Below are 16722 nucleotides of genomic sequence, written 5' to 3' on the forward strand. Positions count from 1 at the left end.
GGGTGGAAGAGGGGTCGGGGCTTCAGGCCTGGATGGCGGGGCCTGCGTGCGCCGGTCGATGAAGGGCTTGCATGGGGTGGCTTGAAGGTCCTCTGCTGCTAGCGGGCTGCGTACACCAGCCCTGGACGGGCGCCGTTGGCGTCATCTTGGGCGTCATCCATGACAGGGTCGCTGTCGAAGGGCTGGCCCAGCGCAATGAACTGGTAGTTGCCGCGCCGGTCGGTGAAAACCGCCAGGCCGCCCGGCGTCAGGGCTACGTTGAACCAGTCGTTGTCGGTTCTGGGCTGGTCCGGGTCCAGCGAGCCTGGCCGGCTCCGGGCCAGCACGCTGCCGGCCAGGCTCGCCTGGTTCAACACCCGGGTCTGCCGGCCATCCGCGCCATACAGCCGTAGCTCCCCGGTGGCTTCGACCTTGCGCAGGCCCTCGCCCAGAGGGACGGAGCGCTTCAGGCTGGCCAGCACGAACCGGCCGCCCGGCACCAGGTGCAGGTCGGGCGGGATGTCGTTGCCACCGCTGCGGAACTCGGCCAGGTGCACAATGCGCGCCTCGGCGCCCAGTGCCAGCGCAGCGCCCATGCCGCGCTGGCCGGGCAAGGCATAGATCAACAGCACATTGCCTGCCGACCATGCCTGGGCGCTGGTCCAGGCCATCGCATCCGCTGCCGCCCAGGCCCGGGCCTGCGCGGCCATGGCGGCGGCCGGTTCCTTGTCCCGGGGCTGCACGGCCAGGGTTCCGTCAGCGGCGCGGGCCAGGCGGGGCAATGCATCGAAGCTGCCCAGATTGCGCGCTTGCTGCAGCGTCCAGATCTGGTCGGTGCTGGACGAGCAGCCCGCTGCCAGCGCGCTGGCAGCCATGACTGCACAAGTCACGAAACGGGCGGGGTTCAGGCGCGGTGGCATGGCGGCAAGGGCTTGTGGGTCTAGCGCGACGCCTGCGCGGTGCGGCTGCGATCCAGGTGGAGCACGGCAGCGTCCAGCAGCGGGTCGCCGCCGGCCTGGATGGAGGCGGTGAAGGCCGCGTCCACGGGCACGCGCAGGCGCGGGGGCACGCCTTGGGCTTGTGTTGCGGTGTTGTTGCCGCCAGCGGGGCCGGTTTCTGCGAGCAGGGGGACTTGCACGATGAAGCCGGCCGGCAGGTGCACGCGCGTGGCGGGGCCGGTGGCGCCGGCCGTGGCACTGGTGGCGACGATGTCGGCACGCTGGCTGTGCTGCAGCCAGGCGGCGAACAGTTCGCAGGGGCCGGCGCAGCTGGGGCTGGTGAGCACGGCGACGGGGGCCGTGAAGGGCGTGCCCGAGGCGGCCAGCGGCAGCTGGGCCGGCAGGCCCAGGCCGCCACGGCTGCGCCAGACGCGGGCGGCGGGGTCGAACAGGCGCTGGGCGGCGTCCTGCATGCGCAGCGGCTTGTCGCGCGTGTAGAGCGAGGCCAGCATGTGGGGCACCAGCTGGTAGGCGTCGTCGCCCCGGTGGGCGCGCAGGTCGATGACCAGGCCCGTGACCCTGGCCTGGGTGGCGGCGGCCAGGGCGCTTTCCCAGCGGTTGAGCTGGCCGGTGGCGCCGTCGGCAAAGCTGTCGAGGGCGATGTAGGCCAGGTTGCCGCCCTGGGCGCTGCGCAGCAGGAAGGAGGCGAGGGCGGGCTCGGCCGCAGGCAGGGCCGTGGTGGCGGCGGGGGCGGCGTCCAGGCGCAGGGTCTGTTCCTGGTTGCCGGATGCGCTGTTGGATGCGCTGTTGGATGTGCTGTTGGATGTGCTGTTGGGTGTGCCCGCTGCGGTGCGCAGGCTCAGCGTGGCGGGCGTGCCCAGGTCCAGCGCGAGCAGGTCGGCGCGGCGGGCGTCGGCACCGGCGCGCAGCGAGGCGGGGGCAATGCGGTCCAGGTAGCGTGCCGGGCTTTCCCCTTCGATGGCGAGGATGTCGCTGCCGGGCTGCAGGCCCGCCTTGGCGGCGGCAGAGCCTGGCGCCACGCTGGTGATGGCGATGCGGCCGTCCTCGCGCAGCCAGGTGCGTGGCATGGGCATGTTGACGCTGCCGCGGGCCAGCAACTGCGGGGACAGGCCCCGGTCTGAGCGGGCAGGCCAGGCCTGGCCGCCGGGCAGCAGAACGCGGTATTGGCCATCGCCCAGGCGCTGGCCCATTTCTGCCAGGGCCTGGGCCTGTGCGGCGCTGTCGCCGCGCTCGGCGGCGGTTTGCAGGCGCTGGCCGTAGTCGGCACGCAGCTTGCCGGCATCAAAGCCGCTGGCAGCGGCCAGCGGGTGGCGCTCGGCAATGAGGCCGATGAGGGCCTGGGCCGCATCGCCTGCGCCCAGGCGGGACAGGTCGATGTCCTGCGCGGGCTGGACGGCATGGAAGGCCAGGGCGATTTCCCGGGCGCGGTCGAAGCGCAGGCCCTGAGGCTCCAGCGTGACCACGGTGTAGCCGCGCGGCAGGGTGACCATGGGGTCGTCGGCGGTGAACAGGCGCCCGTCGGCGCCAAAGCCGGAAGGGAAGCGCTGCGTGGCATCGCTGGCCCAGACCAGCAGCTTGCCGCCCGTGGGCTCCAGGATGTCGCCGCTTTGGCGCGGCCATTCGGTGCGCACGGAGCTGGCGCGCAGCATGGCGTGCTGCTCTATGGCGTCGAGGCTGCGCCGGCCCGCGCGCTGGGGCACGTCGGCGTGGACGGACAGGGCGAAGATGCGCACGCCCCGGCCACCGGGGCGCGCGCGGCCGGTGGACAGGTCATAGGTCGTGCCTTCTGGGTCGCTGGGCAGTTCGATGGCCACGCCGGTGCTGTCGCCGCGCGGCAGGGCCAGCCATTGCGACTTGGCCGGCGCCACATGGGCGGCCTGGCGCTGCACGAGGTAGGGGCCCTGGTCCATGAGCGCGACCACGGCCTGGCCGCGCCGGGCGCTGTCCGTCCAGGCGTCGCCCAGCACGGCCATGACGCGGCGTGGGCCGCCCTGGTCGTCCTGCACGGGGGCGGCGCCGGAGGGCGGCGACTGTGCCGCCTCGGGCTGGGCCTGGTTGCGATCCCACCAGGCACGGGCCTCGCTGGCGGCGCCGGTGGCCGCGTTGGTGGCCGTGCTGGCCGCGCTGCGGCCGGCCTCCAGCGCCTGCTGGCCGGCCGTGGCGGCGCCCGAGGCCCGCTGCACGGTGTCGGCAGCCTGGCCGATGGCGCCCAGGTCCAGCGCCTGCGCGGCCGGGGCGGCCAGCAGCGCGGCGGCAATCACTGCCGTGGTGGCGCGTGGAAGACGGCGCCCGCTCATGCGGGCTCCGCAGCGCGGGTGCGCACGTCCAGCGTGAAGTCGTCGCCGTTGGCGCCGGCGTGCAGGCTTTGCAGTTCCTGGCCTTCCACGGTGGCCTGCAGGAAGTGGGTGGCCATGCGCGGCAGCAGGTTCTGGGTGAGGATGCCGTCCACCATGCGCGCACCGGACTCGACCTCGCTGCAGCGGCGGCGAACCAGATCCACGGCGGCTTCGTCGAAGCTGAACTGCGCGCCGTGGCGTTCCTCGATGCGCCGCTGTATGCGCAGCATCTGCAGCCGGATGATCTGCTCCAGCATGGCGTCGGAGATGGGGTAGTAGGGCACCACCGTCAGGCGGCCCAGCAGCGCGGCAGGGAAGGTCTGCAGCAGCGGCTGGCGCACGGCCTGGGCCAGGCCTTCCGGCGTGGGCGCCAGGTCCGGGTCGCGGCACATGTTGGCAATCAGGTCCGAGCCCACGTTGGAGGTCAGGATGATGACGGTGTTCTTGAAGTCGATGTAGCGGCCCTCGCCGTCCTCCATCCAGCCCTTGTCGAAGACCTGGAAGAACATCTCGTGCACGTCGGAGTGGGCCTTTTCGATTTCGTCGAGCAGAACCACGCTGTAGGGGCGGCGGCGCACGGCCTCGGTGAGCACGCCGCCTTCGCCGTAGCCCACGTAGCCCGGTGGCGCGCCCTTGAGGGTGGAGACGGTGTGCGCCTCCTGGAACTCGCTCATGTTGATGGTGATGAGGTTTTGCTCGCCGCCATACAGGGCTTCGGCCAGGGACAGCGCCGTCTCGGTCTTGCCCACGCCCGAGGGACCGGCCAGCAGGAACACGCCGATGGGCTTGCCCGGATCGTCCAGACGCGCGCGCGAGGTCTGGATGCGGCGCGTGATGGCCTCCAGGCCATGGCGCTGGCCGATGACGCGCTTCTCCAGCGTGTCTGCCAGCGAGAGCACGGACTGCACCTCGTCGCGCACCATGCGGCCCACGGGAATGCCGGTCCACTCGGCCACCACGGCGGCGACCACGCCGGCATCGACCACGGGCTGCAGCAGCGGGGCATCACCCTGCAGCTCGGCGAGCTGGCGGCGCAGCGCTTCCAGCGAGGCCACGCTGGGGGGCTCGGCAGGTTCGGTTGCGGTGGCTTCGGCGGCCGTCTCCGGTGCCGCAGCGGACGGGTCTGCGGCGGCGCCGGTGGAGAAGACGGGCGGCTTCAGGCCCATGAGGGCGGCCTCGGTTTCCAGGATGCGGCGGGCCAGCGCGCTTTCCTGGCCGAAGCGCTCGGCCAGCGTGGCCTGGCGCTCGCGCAGGCTGGCCAGGTCGGTTTCCAGCGCCTGCAGGCGCTCAGCCGTGGGCAGGCCGAGGGCGGCCTCGCGCAGCAGCACTTCCTGCTCCACGCCCAGGGCCTCGATGCGGCGCTGCACGGCTTCAAGCTGGGCGGGCGTGGCATGCAGGGCCATGGCCACGCGCGAGCAGGCCGTGTCCAGCAGGCTGACGGCCTTGTCAGGCAGCTGGCGCGAGGGAATGTAGCGGTGCGACAGGCTGACGGCCGCGGCCACCGCGTCGGCCGCAATGCGCACCTGGTGGTGGTTTTCCAGCTTGGCGGCCACGCCGCGCAGCATGTCCACGGCGCGGGGCTCGTCGGGCTCGTGCACCTGAACGAGCTGGAAGCGGCGGGTCAGGGCCGGGTCTTTTTCAATGTATTTCTTGTACTCGGCCCAGGTGGTGGCGCCGATGGTGCGCAGCGTGCCGCGCGCCAGGGCAGGCTTGAGCAGGTTGGCGGCATCGCCCGTGCCGGCCTGGCCGCCCGCGCCCACCAGGGTGTGGACTTCGTCGATGAAGAGCACGATGGGCGTGGTGCTGGACTGCACGGCGTCCAGCAGGCCGCGCAGGCGGTTCTCGAACTCGCCCTTCATGCTGGCGCCTGCCTGCAGCAGGCCCACGTCCAGCACGCGCAGCTCCACGCCCTGCAGCGGCGGCGGCACGTCGCCCTGGGCGATGCGCAGGGCCAGGCCTTCGACCACGGCGGTCTTGCCCACGCCGGCCTCGCCCACCAGGATGGGGTTGTTCTGGCGGCGGCGCAGCAGGATGTCCACCATCTGGCGCACTTCGTCGTCGCGGCCCGTGACCGGGTCCAGCTCGCCGGCCTTGGCGCGGGCCGTCAGGTCCACGGTGTATTGCTGCAGCGCGCCGCCCTGGCCGGGCGCGGTGCCGGTGGCCTGGCTGGCTTCGCCCGGCGTGCCTTCCAGCCCGCTGCCATCGGCCGCGCGCATGCGTGCCTCGGGCGAGTCGGGCAGCAGGCGGGCGAAGGCATCGCTGAGCGCGGGCTCGGAGATCTTGTCGAATTCGCGCGAGATGGAGCGCAGCTCATTGGCCAGCGAGCGCGTGCGCACCATGCCCGACAGCAGATAGGCGCTGCGGATCTGGCTGTCGTTGAACATCAGCGTGGCATAGACCCAGCCGCGCTCGATGGCGGTCTCTATGTGCTCGGAGAAGTCGCTGATCGAGGTGGCGCCGCGGGGCAGCTGGTCCAGACGGCGCAGCACATCGGCGGCCAGGCGGTCGGAGGCGATGTCGAAGTGGCGCAGGATGCGGATCAGGTCGCAATCGTTTTCCTGCAGCAGCTGGTGCAGCCAGTGCACCAGCTCCACATAGGGATTGCCGCGCAGCTTGCAGAACACGGTGGCGCCTTCCAGCGACTTGAACAGCAGCGGGTTGAGCTTGCCGAAGAGGGATTGGCGGCTGATTTCTGTCATGGGTCTTGGGTGCGGAAAAAGAGTGGATGAATGGGGGCCGGGAATGCCGGCTAGCGGCGGGGGCGGACTTCGACCTTGCGGCCCTTGGCCTGGCACTGCGCCAGCAGCCGGTCGACCCAGGCGCGTTCGACGAGGAAGCTGCTGCCGGTGATTTCCTCTGCCGTTTCACGGACGCCAGTGGCCAGGCGGATGGATTTGTTGCGCGCCATGCCTTCGCCGTACTCCTCGGCCTCCTGCGGCGTGGCATGTGCCGGGGCCAACAGCGAGCCCAGGCTGAGAATCTCGCCGCCGTCTTGCCAGATCATCCAGACGAAGGGGCTTGGATCTTCGGGCGGCGCGGAGCGCTGCTGGACAAAGCAAAAGTGCTGACGCCTTCCCGCCAAGGAGGTGTCTGCGTACTGCAGCTTGAGTCGAAGGTAGGCGCGCAGTACGGCAGGCGAAGGGATGCTGGCCTTGACGGGACGTGAGAAGTCGTCAGGGGGGAGACCCTGGGAGGCTGCTGGCGCAGGGCTGCCGTTGTCTGCCGCAGCATTGGCCTGAGCCAGGACTGTTGCGGGCAGGGCCAGCGCGGCCACCAGACAGGCCATCCGGCACATCCGGCTGGGCGGCAACCAGGATTGGTGGAGATGCGGCATTCGGCTATCGGGCAGGAGCCACTTTGATGGTGCGGCCCTTGGCCTTGCACTGCGCCAGCAGCAGGTCCACCCAGGCACGCTCGACGAGGATGCTGCTGCCGGTCGTTTCCTGCACCGTTTCACGAACGTCGGTCGCGAGGTGGATGGCCTTGGCTTCGGCCAAGGCATCGCCGTCCCATTGCGCTTCATCCGGCGATGGTTTGCCGGCGAAGCGGCGCTGCCCCAGATTGGCGATCTGGCCGCCTTCCAGCCAGACCATCCAGACCGATGAGCGCGCAGGGGTTACGGTGCGGTTGTGCTGCTGCACGAAGCAAAAGTTCTGCCTGCTCTGGGCTTTCTGGGTGTTGTTGGCTTCGTCCTTGGCTTGCAGATAGTTGCGAAGGGCCGCAACCGATGCCACGTAGTGAGAGGCCGGGCGCGAGAAGTCGGCGGCCGCGGCGTGTTTTGGTGCGGCATCGGCTGTGTCTGCCGGTGCTGCAGCGCCAGCGTGCCAACTTACGATTGCGAGGAGGGTCAGGCACGCTGCCCGTGCGAGACCGACCGAGGCGCTGGCCGGCTTGGCAAGGGCAGGCATTGCGCAATGGACGTGGTGGCTGGGGGAGCCCAGTCGCTGGAGGGCTTGTTGAAGTTCAGGCATGGGCTTCAGTCCTTCTTGCGCAAGCGGGTATGGGTGTAGAACGTGTTGCCGGACAGGGTCTTGTGTTCGCGGAATTCGGGGCCTGGCTGGGGAGCTTCGTTGGTTTTCCAACCGAAGAGCCCTGTGGATGTGGGGTCCGGGGGCACTGGCGCCTGGGCGATGTCGATGGCGGCCTGCACAAAATCCAGATAGGCCTTGCGCTGCGGGTGAAGGCCGTTGTTGGCGTTCTGGAGATACTTTTGAAGGTTTCCTGCCATTTCGGATGGCAGCGTGGGATACAGGTTGAACCCGTGGAACTGGACCGATCCACGGTCGTTTGCCATGACGATGTCTTTTTCGCTGGTGGCGCCACGTGCCATGAAATCCCCGGGATTCGGGCTCTTGAGGCGGTTTTCGATCACGCGCCGCATCCATTGCATGGAAGTCCGAATGTCTTCAATTCGCCAGCTTGAGCCACCGAGTGCGGGCGAGGTGTTCTCCGCCAGGAACAGCCTTGCCAGCATCCCCTCCGTCGTGCTCTCCGCTGGCAGCGAAATGCTTTTCTCCACCTGCACGGTGATGGCTGCGGGCATGACGCTGAGCCCGGCTCCCTGCACAGCCACGATGCTGAGCTTGGTGAGCCCGGGCTGCTGCACCACGAAGTCGAATTGCCAGCTGTCGGCGCGGGCGTTGTGGGCCGGGGGCTGGGCCGCAAGAATGCTGGGCGCTTCGATCCTGGCGCCCAGCTTGTAGGTCTTGGCGACGGCCTCGATCTTGACGCGCAGGCGGTTGCCTTCGACCAGCGTCAGCGTGGAAGGGACCGGGGCGTTGTGCGGGAACTTGATCTGTACGGTGGGCATGTGTGCAAGCAGGGAAGTGGTGATTCAGTGGTTCGGTGATTCAGTGGCTCGAGGACTGGGGCCGGGGCGTCGGCCCCGCACGGGCTGGCGGCGCTGGCGCAGCCAGGCTTCGGGGTCCAGGCGGAAGTCGCGCGCGTCCTGTGCGGGCTCGGCGTGGGTGAGCCAGGTGGTCCAGCCCAGCTGGGTGCTGCTGCCCAGCCGGGCGGCAGGCACTTCCTGGCGGCGCAACACCAGCACGTAGTCCCAGGCGAATTCGATGCCCAGGTAGTTGCGCACCCAGTCCACCAGGGTCTGGAACAGTGCGGCCTGGGGCAGCAGCTGCTGGTATTGCGCCAGGCCCAGCGGGCCGAGCACCAGGCGGAACTTGCTTTGCGCATCGGGCACGCGCGAGCCCACGACGGCGTCCACGCCCAGCCGCGAGTTGCAGGGGCGGCCCTGCAGCCGGGTCTGCTGCTCGGGCTCCAGCTCCAGGTGGTGCAGGCAGTTTTCTTCCAGCTTCACGGGAATCTGGAAGTAGTGCGACAGGGCCTGGCACAGGCCTTCGGGGTTGCGCGTCCAGCGGGTCAGATGGCCGGCCATGAAGCGCTTGGCGTGGTCGGGCACGTCGTCGCGCGCGCGCTGGCTGGGCAGGCCGGCGCCTATGAAACTGTCTATGTAGCGGCCAAAGGGGTCTTCGCCCGGGCGGTCCAGCGATGCGGTGGGCTGTGCGTCCGACCAGGCGCGGAACAGCAGCAGCAGCATGCGGTGGTGAAAGATGTCGGAAAAGCGTGCCAGCGTGGCGTCGTCATGCTGGCGCAGGCGCTCGCGCACGTATTCGGTAATGTGCGTGGGCAGCGGGCCGTTGGGGCCGTAGAGGCCGAAGTTCCAGACCGTCATGCGCTCGGGCTCGCCGGCGCGCGAGGGCAGGATTTCGGCAATGGTGGCGGGGGCGAAGGCCAGCGACGGGTCCTGGCCCAGGCGCAGCGGCTCGTCCTTGGGGCGCGTGGCCTGGCCCAGGCGCGGCAGCGCGGGATGGCGTGCCTGCAGGTAGCGCAGGCTGTGCATCAGGTCGAACTGGTAGGGCTTGGCGCTCAGGCGCTGCCAGAACAGGCGCGCCCGGGCGTCTTCGGGCCCGGTGGCCTGCACGGGCGCACGCGCGGGCGCTGGTACTGGAGCCGGAGCCGCAGACTGGAGGTGTTCCGGTTCGGGCAGGGGGGCGTGGGCAGCATTGCTCATATGCCAGGCCTTTGCCCGGGGCGCGGAGTCCAGCGCGCGACGGGGCCGCGCTGGCGCGAGTGCAACTGCAGCTCGGTGAAGCTGTTGACGCCCACATGGCGGGCGAAGAATCGCTCCAGCACATTGGACAGGGGCCAGGGGCTGACGCCGGCCATGGCCGGCTCGTCCACGCTCAGGTGTACGCCCACGCCGCGGCCGTAGACCAGTTGGCGGTGCTGGGGCAGGCGGCGCGTGATGGGTTCGATGCGCATGCCCTGGATGGCGGCGATCTGCCCGGCCAGTTGGTGGTTGCCCAGGTCCAGGTACAGGCGCAGCAGCTCCTGCAGCGTGGCCGCGCCTTCCTCGTCGGACAGATCGGTCATGGCCAGGTAGTTCAGGCTCAGGTGGGAGATCAATCGCCAGGTCAGGCCTCCGTCGGCCACGGCGGGGATGGGCGCGCTGGGGCCGGCGATGGCGCGGGCCCATTCCACGGGTGCCGATTCCTGCAGTGCAAAGTCGCCGCCCGGCTGGTTGACGCGCATGAGCAGGGGCAGATCGCGGTTGGTGCACAGGGTGTGCATGGACAGCTGCTTGAGGTCGTCGGAGAACGGGGCCTCGCGCTGGTCCACCAGGGAGATGAAGACTTCCGAGCCCAGGTACTGCGTGCGCGGTCCGCTGCGCAGGCTGCGCTCGGAAAACAGCCGGGGCTCGCGCCGCGTGGTGAAGTAGGCCTGCTCGGTGGAGTGCAGGCCGTGCGTGGATGCGTACAGCGGCGCGAATTCGCGGTCCTGGGTCTTGCCTTCGTGGTGGCCGGTGACGGCCTGCACGCCGTAGACCTCGAAGTCCAGCGGCCGCGTGCGGTCGGGAATGACGTGGTACTCGTGCACGTTGGAGGCCACATGCAGGCGGTCCGCCGTGTACTCGAACAGGTTGATGGCCGGAATGCAGTGCATCAGCAGCTTGGCCGCGTCGATCTGCGGCTCCAGCGTGGGCGCGGCGCGGCGCAGCAGCACGGTGATGCCCACGCCGTCATGGGCGATGCGGCGCATGCTGCGCGACAGGCCGTTGATCGAGAAAAACCGCTGCCGCGCGGGAAACGCAAAGTACTCGTGCAGCAGACGGTGGCCCTGGAAGGCGCGGTGCGAATAGGGAATCAGCGCCTGCTCGCTGTCATGGCCTTCGGCGCGCAGTGCATCGGGCTGCAGCACGTCCCAGACCTGGCGCGGGTCCTGCGGGTGGTGGACCACGATGGCCAGCGTCTGCGTGTGGATGAGCTCCTGCAGGTGGGAGGCGACGACATCGCCCGCATGGATGTAGACCCACAGCTGGTCCATCGCCAGCTGCATGCACTGCGAGGCGTCCAGCGTGGCCAACTGCAGGCGCAGGTGGCCGCCGGCCTCGCCCAGCTGGGGCACCAGCGCATGGGGCAGGTCCAGCGCCGGGCCGCCCAGGCGCGCCTGGCGTATCTCCAGCGGCCACAGCGTCAGCGGCCCGCCGGTGCGGAATTCGCAGATGGTCTGCTCTTCCTGTGACTTGTGGGTGCGCAGCACGCTGCCAGAGGGCAGGGTGAAGCCGTCCACGAGGTTGCCTTCCTTGGCGCTGGGCTTGAGCTGGACCACCACCATGGATGGCGTGGGCGCCAGGTAGTGGGGGCAGACCATCTCCATCATGCGCTGGGACAGGCGCGGAAACTCCGCATCCATCTTCAGCTGGATGCGCGCGCTCAGGAAGCTGAAGCCTTCCAGCAGGCGCTCCACGTAGGGGTCGGCCACATCGGTGTCGTGCAGGGAAAGGCGGCCCGCCACCTTGGGGAAGGCGGCGGCGAACTCGGCGCCCAGCTCGCGCAGATAGGCCAGTTCGCGGTTGTAGTACTCGACGAGGCGGGGATTCATGGTGTGGGTGGCGGCGTCCGGGCTCAGGCCCTGAGGTTTTGCAGCGAGACCTGGCCGGTCTCCAGGTCCAGGCTGGTCTTGAGCAGCAGCTCCAGCGGATAGGGCATGGACCAGAACTGGCAGCGGATCTCGAACTGCAGCGTGTTGTGGTGGTTGAGCTGCTCGGTGGAGGCCAGCAGCGTCACGGCCAGCGTCTTGGGCAGGATGCGCGGCTCGAAGGCCAGGATGCTTTCGCGGATGCTGCGCTCCACATGGCTCCAGTCCAGCTCGGAAAGCAGCTGGCCGGCCAGCGGCGGCATGCCGTAGTTGATGACCGAACGCTGCACATGCTCCAGCCCCTCCATCTCCACGTGGTCCCAGGCATCGCGCGCATTGAGCAGCCAGCCCAGATCGCGCAGCAGGGCCTCGCGCAGGCGGGATTCGTTCACGAAGACCGCATCGGGCCGCTCGGTGCGCAGATGGGGCTCATGGTCGGTCAGCCGGTCCAGTAGGGCGGGCTGCAGCCGGTCCTTGGCTGCGGTCGCCTGGTTCTGGCGCGTGCGCAGCGTGGGCATGGGGTTGAGGGGACTGGGGCGCATGCAGGGTCCTCAGGAGCTGAAGTGGCTGGAAAGGGAGGGCAGGCTGGAGGACTCTTTCCCCCGCAGCGCCTGCTCATTCACCCATTCCCGGCTTTTGCCGCGCACGCACCATGCGGGGTTGCTGACCCAGTCGGTGAAGTACATGCTGGGATGGCCTTGGAGGATGTTGCAGCGCTCGTATCCCATCCGGGGCATGGCGTAGTGCTGCAGTGGCGCAACCACCAGAAAGGACACGGCAATGGAAAGCACATTGATGGCGAGGACGCCCATCAGTGCGTACTCCACCTTCTTGAGCACGGTCTTGCTGCAGGGAATGGCATTGGCGATGACGGCCGCAACCATCACCAGCGGGAACGCCAGCGCTGTGATGGCCAGTGGCGACAGCGGCGTGATCCTGACGGCAGGCGCGCGATCGAGCAGGCCCCGGATGTCGGGCGCAATCTCCGCCAGCACCAGGTACGCATTGGCCGCGAGCAGGGCCATGCCAAGGGGGATGGCCCAGATGGCGTTCCTGCGGTTCTGGCGGACGCGGTCTTGCATGGAGTATTCGGTCCCTGTCACTTCTGACGGTTGATGCTGCACAGCAGGCCGGTACTGCCGGGGCCGGGCGCGCAGGCGATGTCACCGTCGGGCTGCTGACCGTTGTCCTGGTTCAGCTTCTTCCATTCGGGCGACTGGGTGTTGACGCGGTACAGGCCTTGGGGCGTGTCATCGGTCAGGGATTTCAGGGCGGAAATCACCTTTTGCTTGATCTGCCATTTCTGGTCGGCTGCATTCAGCGCCATGCCTGTGACCAGCACGGCCACGGCCATGGCGGCCAGCGGGAGCACGGCCACGGCGGTGGCGCCAGCCACGGCAGCGCCTATACCAAGGCCCACCATGGTGGCCAGGCCGGCCTTGACGGCCTCCACGCCAATGCCGCCAACCAGGTCGTGCATGGTCTTTTCGTCGTTGAACATGAAGTCCAGCGACTCGATGAGGCTGGAGACCACCACGCCCAGGATGAAGCCGCCCCTGGCCACGTTCTGCAGCCCGCGCATGCCCAGGCCCATCTGCACCATGCGCGGGTTGGAGGCCAGGTAGCGCGTGCCGCGCAGCAGGTGGCCGCGCAGGCCCGCATGGCCCCTGATGATGATGTAGGTGCCGCTGGACGTGGTCTTGACGTAGGAGCCCACGCCGGCCATGCCCAGGGCCTGCAGGGTTCTGGCGATCATGTAGGCATCCATGGAGCCCAGGGCCGCAGGCGCGACCCAGGGCTCGCCCACGTTGGGGCTCATCACCTTGGTCCAGTACTCGCCCAGCGGCGTCTGCGCCAGGATGGCGTGCAGCCGGGAGGCGAGCCGCGGGTCGATGCGTGCCTTGTCCGCGAGGATGCCCAGGTACTCCAGGGGCGTGAGCACCAGGACATCCAGCTGGCGCCGTTCCATCTCATCAGCGATGGACTTGGCGTAGTTGACTTGGAAGAGGGTGAAGGCAATCGATGCGGACATTGTGGGCAGGTGTCTGGTCTTGCGGGTGGTGAAAAGGGGAGGGGGATCAGGCAGCGGTGCTCAGCGTGAGCTGGCGTACCTGCAGCATGGGAAAGTCCTCGGAGTCGGTGACCCAGATGCGCTGGCCGTGGCCGGCCACGTGGCCCGAGGATTCGTCAGGATCGGAGGAGCCTGAGTCCAGCGGGCTCCACTGCGTGCGGCGCGACATGCGGACGGCATCGTCATCACCGGGCACCAGCGGATAGCGCGCGGGCATGAAGCCCTGCAGTGCGCCGCCCTCGCGCAGCGTGACCTCGCAGGGCAGCCAGATCAGGTCGCGCAGGTCCTGCACGGGCTCGAAGCCGATCTGTGCAATGGCGTCGAAGGGCAGCCAGTAGTAGCTGCCGTGGGCCAGCAGCTCGCAGACGGGGCCCAGGCGGGTATCGCTGTCGGCCAGCCATTCGAAGCGGTGCTCGCCCATGTGGCCGGCCGTGGCGGGCGCCTCGTCCAGGGCGCGGGCACGCAGGTCCTGGGCGGCCGCTCCTTCATGGGCCAGGGCGTCGATCAGGCAGGCCAGCCATTGCGCGGGCTCGCCCATGAGAAAGGGCTTTTTCTTGCCGGCGAAGACCTCGGCACGCAGCACTTCGCAGCGGATGGCCTCGCGGTAGGCGCGCGCCATGGGCTCGCACGACGGGTCGAGCTGGGCGCACAGCTGCAGCTGCTCCAGTGCCTTTTGCCATTCGCCCAGCACGCACAGCAGCTGGAAGTAGTAGACGCGCAGGGGCGCCGAGGCCGGGGCCTGGCGGATCTGGTCCTTCAGGGCCTTGAGTTGCTCGTCCAGGGAAAGCTGTGAGGTGAAGCTGGGCAGGGGCATGGTGAAAACGCAGGAAAAAGAGAGGGGCGGGGTGCGGCTGCGCCCCGGTCAGTCGTCGTAGGAGCGGCAGCCCCAGCGCACGGCGTCGGGCGCCTCGCCGGCCACATGGCCGATGACGATGCGCGGTGGCGTCTCGTCCAGGCCCTTTCTGAGCGGCATGGCGCGTGCGTACTGGGCGGGCAGCTCGCCGAAACCTTCCAGGTTCCAGCTGCTGCGCGCCTGCGGCCGGGCTTTGGTGCGCTGGACCAGCGCCTGCAGGCTGCCCGTGGCGCGCGCCGCGACAATGCTGCCGCTGCCGCCGCGCACGGTGATGGAGGACACCTGCGTGCCATCGATCTCCAGCGGCGTGGCAAACAGGTAGAGCAGGTCCAGGCTTTCGCCGGGCGCGCGGTCCACCACGGTCACGCCCTGGGCGCGCAGGCGCTGGGCCAGCGCTTCGTCGCGGCCATCGGGAAACTCGATGCGGCAATGCAGGGCGTCGGTGAACAGGGTGGTGATGTCCGCTGCCGTCGCTGTTGTCGTGACGGGGGCGGCCTGCACCGTGGCGCAGGCCGTGCCGGCCAGCAGCAGGGTGAAGAAGGCTTTGGAAAAGGCGTTCATGGCGTGGCTCAATGGGCGCATCAGGGATGGCGGTAGATCTTGAAAGCGGGCTTGTGGGTGCGGTAGCCGGGGCCTGCCCAGAAACCGTTCTGCTTGAAGTCCGAGATCCAGACGCTTCCGTCGAACATCTGCATGTGGCCGGCGGGCGATGAGGTGAAGCCCTGCATCACGGCCACATCGCCTTTCTTGTAGCCACCTTCAGGCATGGCGTCGTAGCGTGTGAAGCCGGCGGCCACCAGGCTGGTGCCGTAGTCCTTGGCATCGCGCGTGCGCTGCAGTGCGATGCCGCCAGCGCCGATCGCATCGCGCACATAGCGCGCGCAGTAGCCGGCCGAACTGGCGCGGGCATTGGTTTGCAGGGTGGCGACGGCGTTGTCTACATTCCAGGGCATGAAAAGCCTCTCTGAATTGGGTCCTGGAGGGGAAAGCTTCTCCAGGCCTGTTTCTTGTTATGGGGCCTGGCCCTGGTGCGAGCGTGTCGGCACCAGGAGCCAGGTGGGCGGGCAGTCTTACTTCGCGCCCTGCTTCACGGAAGGCAGCTTGGACACCAGGCGCAGCGACACCGTCAGGCCTTCCAGCTGGTAGTGGGGGCGCAGGAAGAACTTGGAGGTGTAGTAGCCGGGGTTGCCCTCGACTTCCTGCACCTGCACCTCGGCGGCGGCCAGAGGCTTGCGGGCCTTGGTCTCCTGCGAGGAGTTGGCCGGGTCGCCGTCCACGTAGTTCATGATCCAGTCGTTGAGCCAGCGCTCCATGTCGGTGCGCTCGCGGAAGGAGCCGATCTTGTCGCGCACGATGCACTTGAGGTAATGCGCGAAGCGGCAGCAGGCGAACATGTAGGGCAGGCGCGCCGACAGGTTGGCATTGGCCGTGGCGTCGGAGTCGTAGTACTCGGCGGGCTTGGCCAGCGACTGGGCGCCGATGAAGGCGGCCACGTCCGAGTTCTTGCGGTGCACCAGGGGCATGAAGCCGTTCTTGGCGAGCTCGGCCTCGCGGCGGTCGCTGATGGCGATTTCCGTGGGGCACTTCATGTCCACGCCGCCATCGTCGGTGGGGAAGGTGTGGGCCGGCAGGTTGTCCACCGCGCCGCCCGATTCCACGCCGCGGATGGAGGTGCACCAGCCGTAGTACTTGAACGAGCGGTTGATGTTGACCGCCATGGCGTAGGCCGAGTTGGCCCAGCAGTACTTGCCGTGGTCGCCGCTGTCGGTCTCTTCCTCGAAGTCGAATTCATCGACCGGGTTGGTGCGCGCGCCGTAGGGCAGGCGTGCCAGGAAGCGGGGCATGGCCAGGCCGATGTACTTGGCGTCATCGGACTCGCGCAGGCTGCGCCAGGCGGCGTACTCGGTGTTGGTGAAGATCTTGGTCAGGTCGCGCGGGTTGGCCAGCTCCTGCCAGGATTCCATCTGCATGATGGCGGGCGCCGCGCCCGAGATGAAGGGGCAGTGGGCCGCGGCGGCCACCTTGGCCATTTCACCGAGCAGCTCCACGTCCGGCGGGCTGTGGTCGAAGTGGTAGTCGCCCACCAGGCAGCCGAAGGGCTCGCCGCCGAACTGGCCGTACTCCTCTTCGTACACCTTCTTGAAGACGGGGCTCTGGTCCCAGCCCACGCCCTTGAAGCGGCGCATGTTGCGGTGCAGCTCCTTCTTGGAGATGTTCATGACGCGGATCTTGAGCATCTCGTCCACCTCGGTGTTGGTCACCAGGTGGTGCAGACCGCGCCAGGCGCCTTCGAGCTTCTGGTAGTCGTCGTGGTGGATGATGCGGTTGATCTGCTCGGACAGCTTGCGGTCGATCTCGGCAATGATGGCCTGCACCGTCTGGTAGGCATCGTTGGACAGCGTGATCGCCGAGCCCAGGGCCTGCTGGGCCAGCGTCTGCACGGCCGCTTCCACGGCTTCGCGGGCCTGGTCGGTCTTGGGCTTGAATTCCTTTTGCAGCAGGCTGCCGAATTCGCTGCCGGCCAGCGCCTGGGTCGATTGTTCGAGTTGGGTTGCGGTATTCATGACGTGCTTGCCTTCCTGATGTGCTGCC

15 protein-coding genes are annotated in these 16722 nt (G+C 68.7%); all 15 read right to left on the bottom strand.

Annotated features, from left to right (window positions below; translation table 11 throughout):
- Positions 1-98: 98 nt before the first annotated feature.
- Positions 99-899, bottom strand: a complete 801-nt coding sequence (locus LGR64_RS10635; RefSeq protein WP_230355396.1) for a hypothetical protein — start codon at positions 897-899, stop codon at positions 99-101.
- A gap of 20 nt (positions 900-919) precedes the next feature.
- Positions 920-3235 carry a S41 family peptidase gene (locus LGR64_RS10640; protein ID WP_230355397.1) on the bottom strand — a complete coding sequence of 772 codons (2316 nt, stop codon included), beginning with the start codon at positions 3233-3235 and terminating at the stop codon, positions 920-922.
- The gene (gene tssH, locus LGR64_RS10645; RefSeq protein WP_230355398.1) at positions 3232-5973 is read right to left on the bottom strand and encodes a type VI secretion system ATPase TssH; all 2742 of its coding nucleotides are present in this window, start codon (positions 5971-5973) and stop codon (positions 3232-3234) included. Before tssH ends, LGR64_RS10640 begins: the two co-directional genes overlap by 4 nt.
- A gap of 50 nt (positions 5974-6023) precedes the next feature.
- Entirely contained in the window at positions 6024-6560 is a 537-nt protein-coding gene (locus LGR64_RS10650; protein WP_230355399.1) for a hypothetical protein, read from the bottom strand.
- 52 nt (positions 6561-6612) lie between these two features.
- Positions 6613-7245, bottom strand: a complete 633-nt coding sequence (locus LGR64_RS10655) for a hypothetical protein (RefSeq protein ID WP_230355400.1) — start codon at positions 7243-7245, stop codon at positions 6613-6615.
- A 5-nt stretch (positions 7246-7250) separates the two neighbouring features.
- The gene (locus LGR64_RS10660; protein WP_230355401.1) at positions 7251-8084 is read right to left on the bottom strand and encodes a hypothetical protein; all 834 of its coding nucleotides are present in this window, start codon (positions 8082-8084) and stop codon (positions 7251-7253) included.
- Positions 8085-8108: 24 nt separating this feature from the next.
- Complete coding sequence (gene tssG / locus LGR64_RS10665; protein WP_230355402.1) at positions 8109-9299, bottom strand: type VI secretion system baseplate subunit TssG; 1191 nt, start codon at positions 9297-9299, stop codon at positions 8109-8111.
- A complete protein-coding gene (gene tssF, locus LGR64_RS10670) occupies positions 9296-11170 on the bottom strand; it encodes a type VI secretion system baseplate subunit TssF (protein WP_012205684.1) in 1875 nt (624 codons plus the stop codon). Before tssF ends, tssG begins: the two co-directional genes overlap by 4 nt.
- Positions 11171-11193: 23 nt before the next feature.
- Positions 11194-11748 carry a type VI secretion system baseplate subunit TssE gene (gene tssE, locus LGR64_RS10675; RefSeq protein ID WP_012205683.1) on the bottom strand — a complete coding sequence of 185 codons (555 nt, stop codon included), beginning with the start codon at positions 11746-11748 and terminating at the stop codon, positions 11194-11196.
- 9 nt (positions 11749-11757) lie between these two features.
- Complete coding sequence (locus tag LGR64_RS10680; protein WP_141831938.1) at positions 11758-12288, bottom strand: hypothetical protein; 531 nt, start codon at positions 12286-12288, stop codon at positions 11758-11760.
- Positions 12289-12305: 17 nt separating this feature from the next.
- The gene (locus LGR64_RS10685) at positions 12306-13238 is read right to left on the bottom strand and encodes a hypothetical protein (protein WP_043823013.1); all 933 of its coding nucleotides are present in this window, start codon (positions 13236-13238) and stop codon (positions 12306-12308) included.
- 46 nt (positions 13239-13284) lie between these two features.
- Positions 13285-14091, bottom strand: a complete 807-nt coding sequence (locus tag LGR64_RS10690; RefSeq protein ID WP_230355403.1) for a type VI secretion system accessory protein TagJ — start codon at positions 14089-14091, stop codon at positions 13285-13287.
- A gap of 48 nt (positions 14092-14139) precedes the next feature.
- On the bottom strand, positions 14140-14691 hold the full coding sequence (locus LGR64_RS10695) for a hypothetical protein (protein WP_230355404.1): 552 nt from the start codon (positions 14689-14691) through the stop codon (positions 14140-14142).
- 20 nt (positions 14692-14711) lie between these two features.
- Complete coding sequence (locus LGR64_RS10700; RefSeq protein WP_013802359.1) at positions 14712-15083, bottom strand: hypothetical protein; 372 nt, start codon at positions 15081-15083, stop codon at positions 14712-14714.
- Positions 15084-15200: 117 nt separating this feature from the next.
- On the bottom strand, positions 15201-16694 hold the full coding sequence (tssC, locus tag LGR64_RS10705) for a type VI secretion system contractile sheath large subunit (RefSeq protein WP_012205676.1): 1494 nt from the start codon (positions 16692-16694) through the stop codon (positions 15201-15203).
- Between the last annotated feature and the right edge of the window lie 28 nt (positions 16695-16722).

It is taken from the genome of Delftia sp. Lp-1 (assembly GCF_020523835.1).
GTDB lineage: Bacteria > Pseudomonadota > Gammaproteobacteria > Burkholderiales > Burkholderiaceae_C > Comamonas > Comamonas acidovorans.

Coding starts and splice junctions, on each gene's coding strand:
- LGR64_RS10635 (WP_230355396.1), bottom strand. CDS start 899: ATGCCACCGCGCCTGAACCCCGCCCGTTTCGTGACTTGTGCAGTCATG.
- tssC (WP_012205676.1), bottom strand. CDS start 16,694: ATGAATACCGCAACCCAACTCGAACAATCGACCCAGGCGCTGGCCGGC.
- LGR64_RS10700 (WP_013802359.1), bottom strand. CDS start 15,083: ATGCCCTGGAATGTAGACAACGCCGTCGCCACCCTGCAAACCAATGCC.
- tssE (WP_012205683.1), bottom strand. CDS start 11,748: ATGCGCCCCAGTCCCCTCAACCCCATGCCCACGCTGCGCACGCGCCAG.
- tssH (WP_230355398.1), bottom strand. CDS start 5,973: ATGACAGAAATCAGCCGCCAATCCCTCTTCGGCAAGCTCAACCCGCTG.
- LGR64_RS10685 (WP_043823013.1), bottom strand. CDS start 13,238: ATGTCCGCATCGATTGCCTTCACCCTCTTCCAAGTCAACTACGCCAAG.
- tssF (WP_012205684.1), bottom strand. CDS start 11,170: ATGAATCCCCGCCTCGTCGAGTACTACAACCGCGAACTGGCCTATCTG.
- LGR64_RS10690 (WP_230355403.1), bottom strand. CDS start 14,091: ATGCCCCTGCCCAGCTTCACCTCACAGCTTTCCCTGGACGAGCAACTC.
- LGR64_RS10655 (WP_230355400.1), bottom strand. CDS start 7,245: ATGCCTGAACTTCAACAAGCCCTCCAGCGACTGGGCTCCCCCAGCCAC.
- LGR64_RS10660 (WP_230355401.1), bottom strand. CDS start 8,084: ATGCCCACCGTACAGATCAAGTTCCCGCACAACGCCCCGGTCCCTTCC.
- LGR64_RS10640 (WP_230355397.1), bottom strand. CDS start 3,235: ATGAGCGGGCGCCGTCTTCCACGCGCCACCACGGCAGTGATTGCCGCC.
- LGR64_RS10695 (WP_230355404.1), bottom strand. CDS start 14,691: ATGAACGCCTTTTCCAAAGCCTTCTTCACCCTGCTGCTGGCCGGCACG.
- LGR64_RS10650 (WP_230355399.1), bottom strand. CDS start 6,560: ATGGCCTGTCTGGTGGCCGCGCTGGCCCTGCCCGCAACAGTCCTGGCT.
- tssG (WP_230355402.1), bottom strand. CDS start 9,299: ATGAGCAATGCTGCCCACGCCCCCCTGCCCGAACCGGAACACCTCCAG.
- LGR64_RS10680 (WP_141831938.1), bottom strand. CDS start 12,288: ATGCAAGACCGCGTCCGCCAGAACCGCAGGAACGCCATCTGGGCCATC.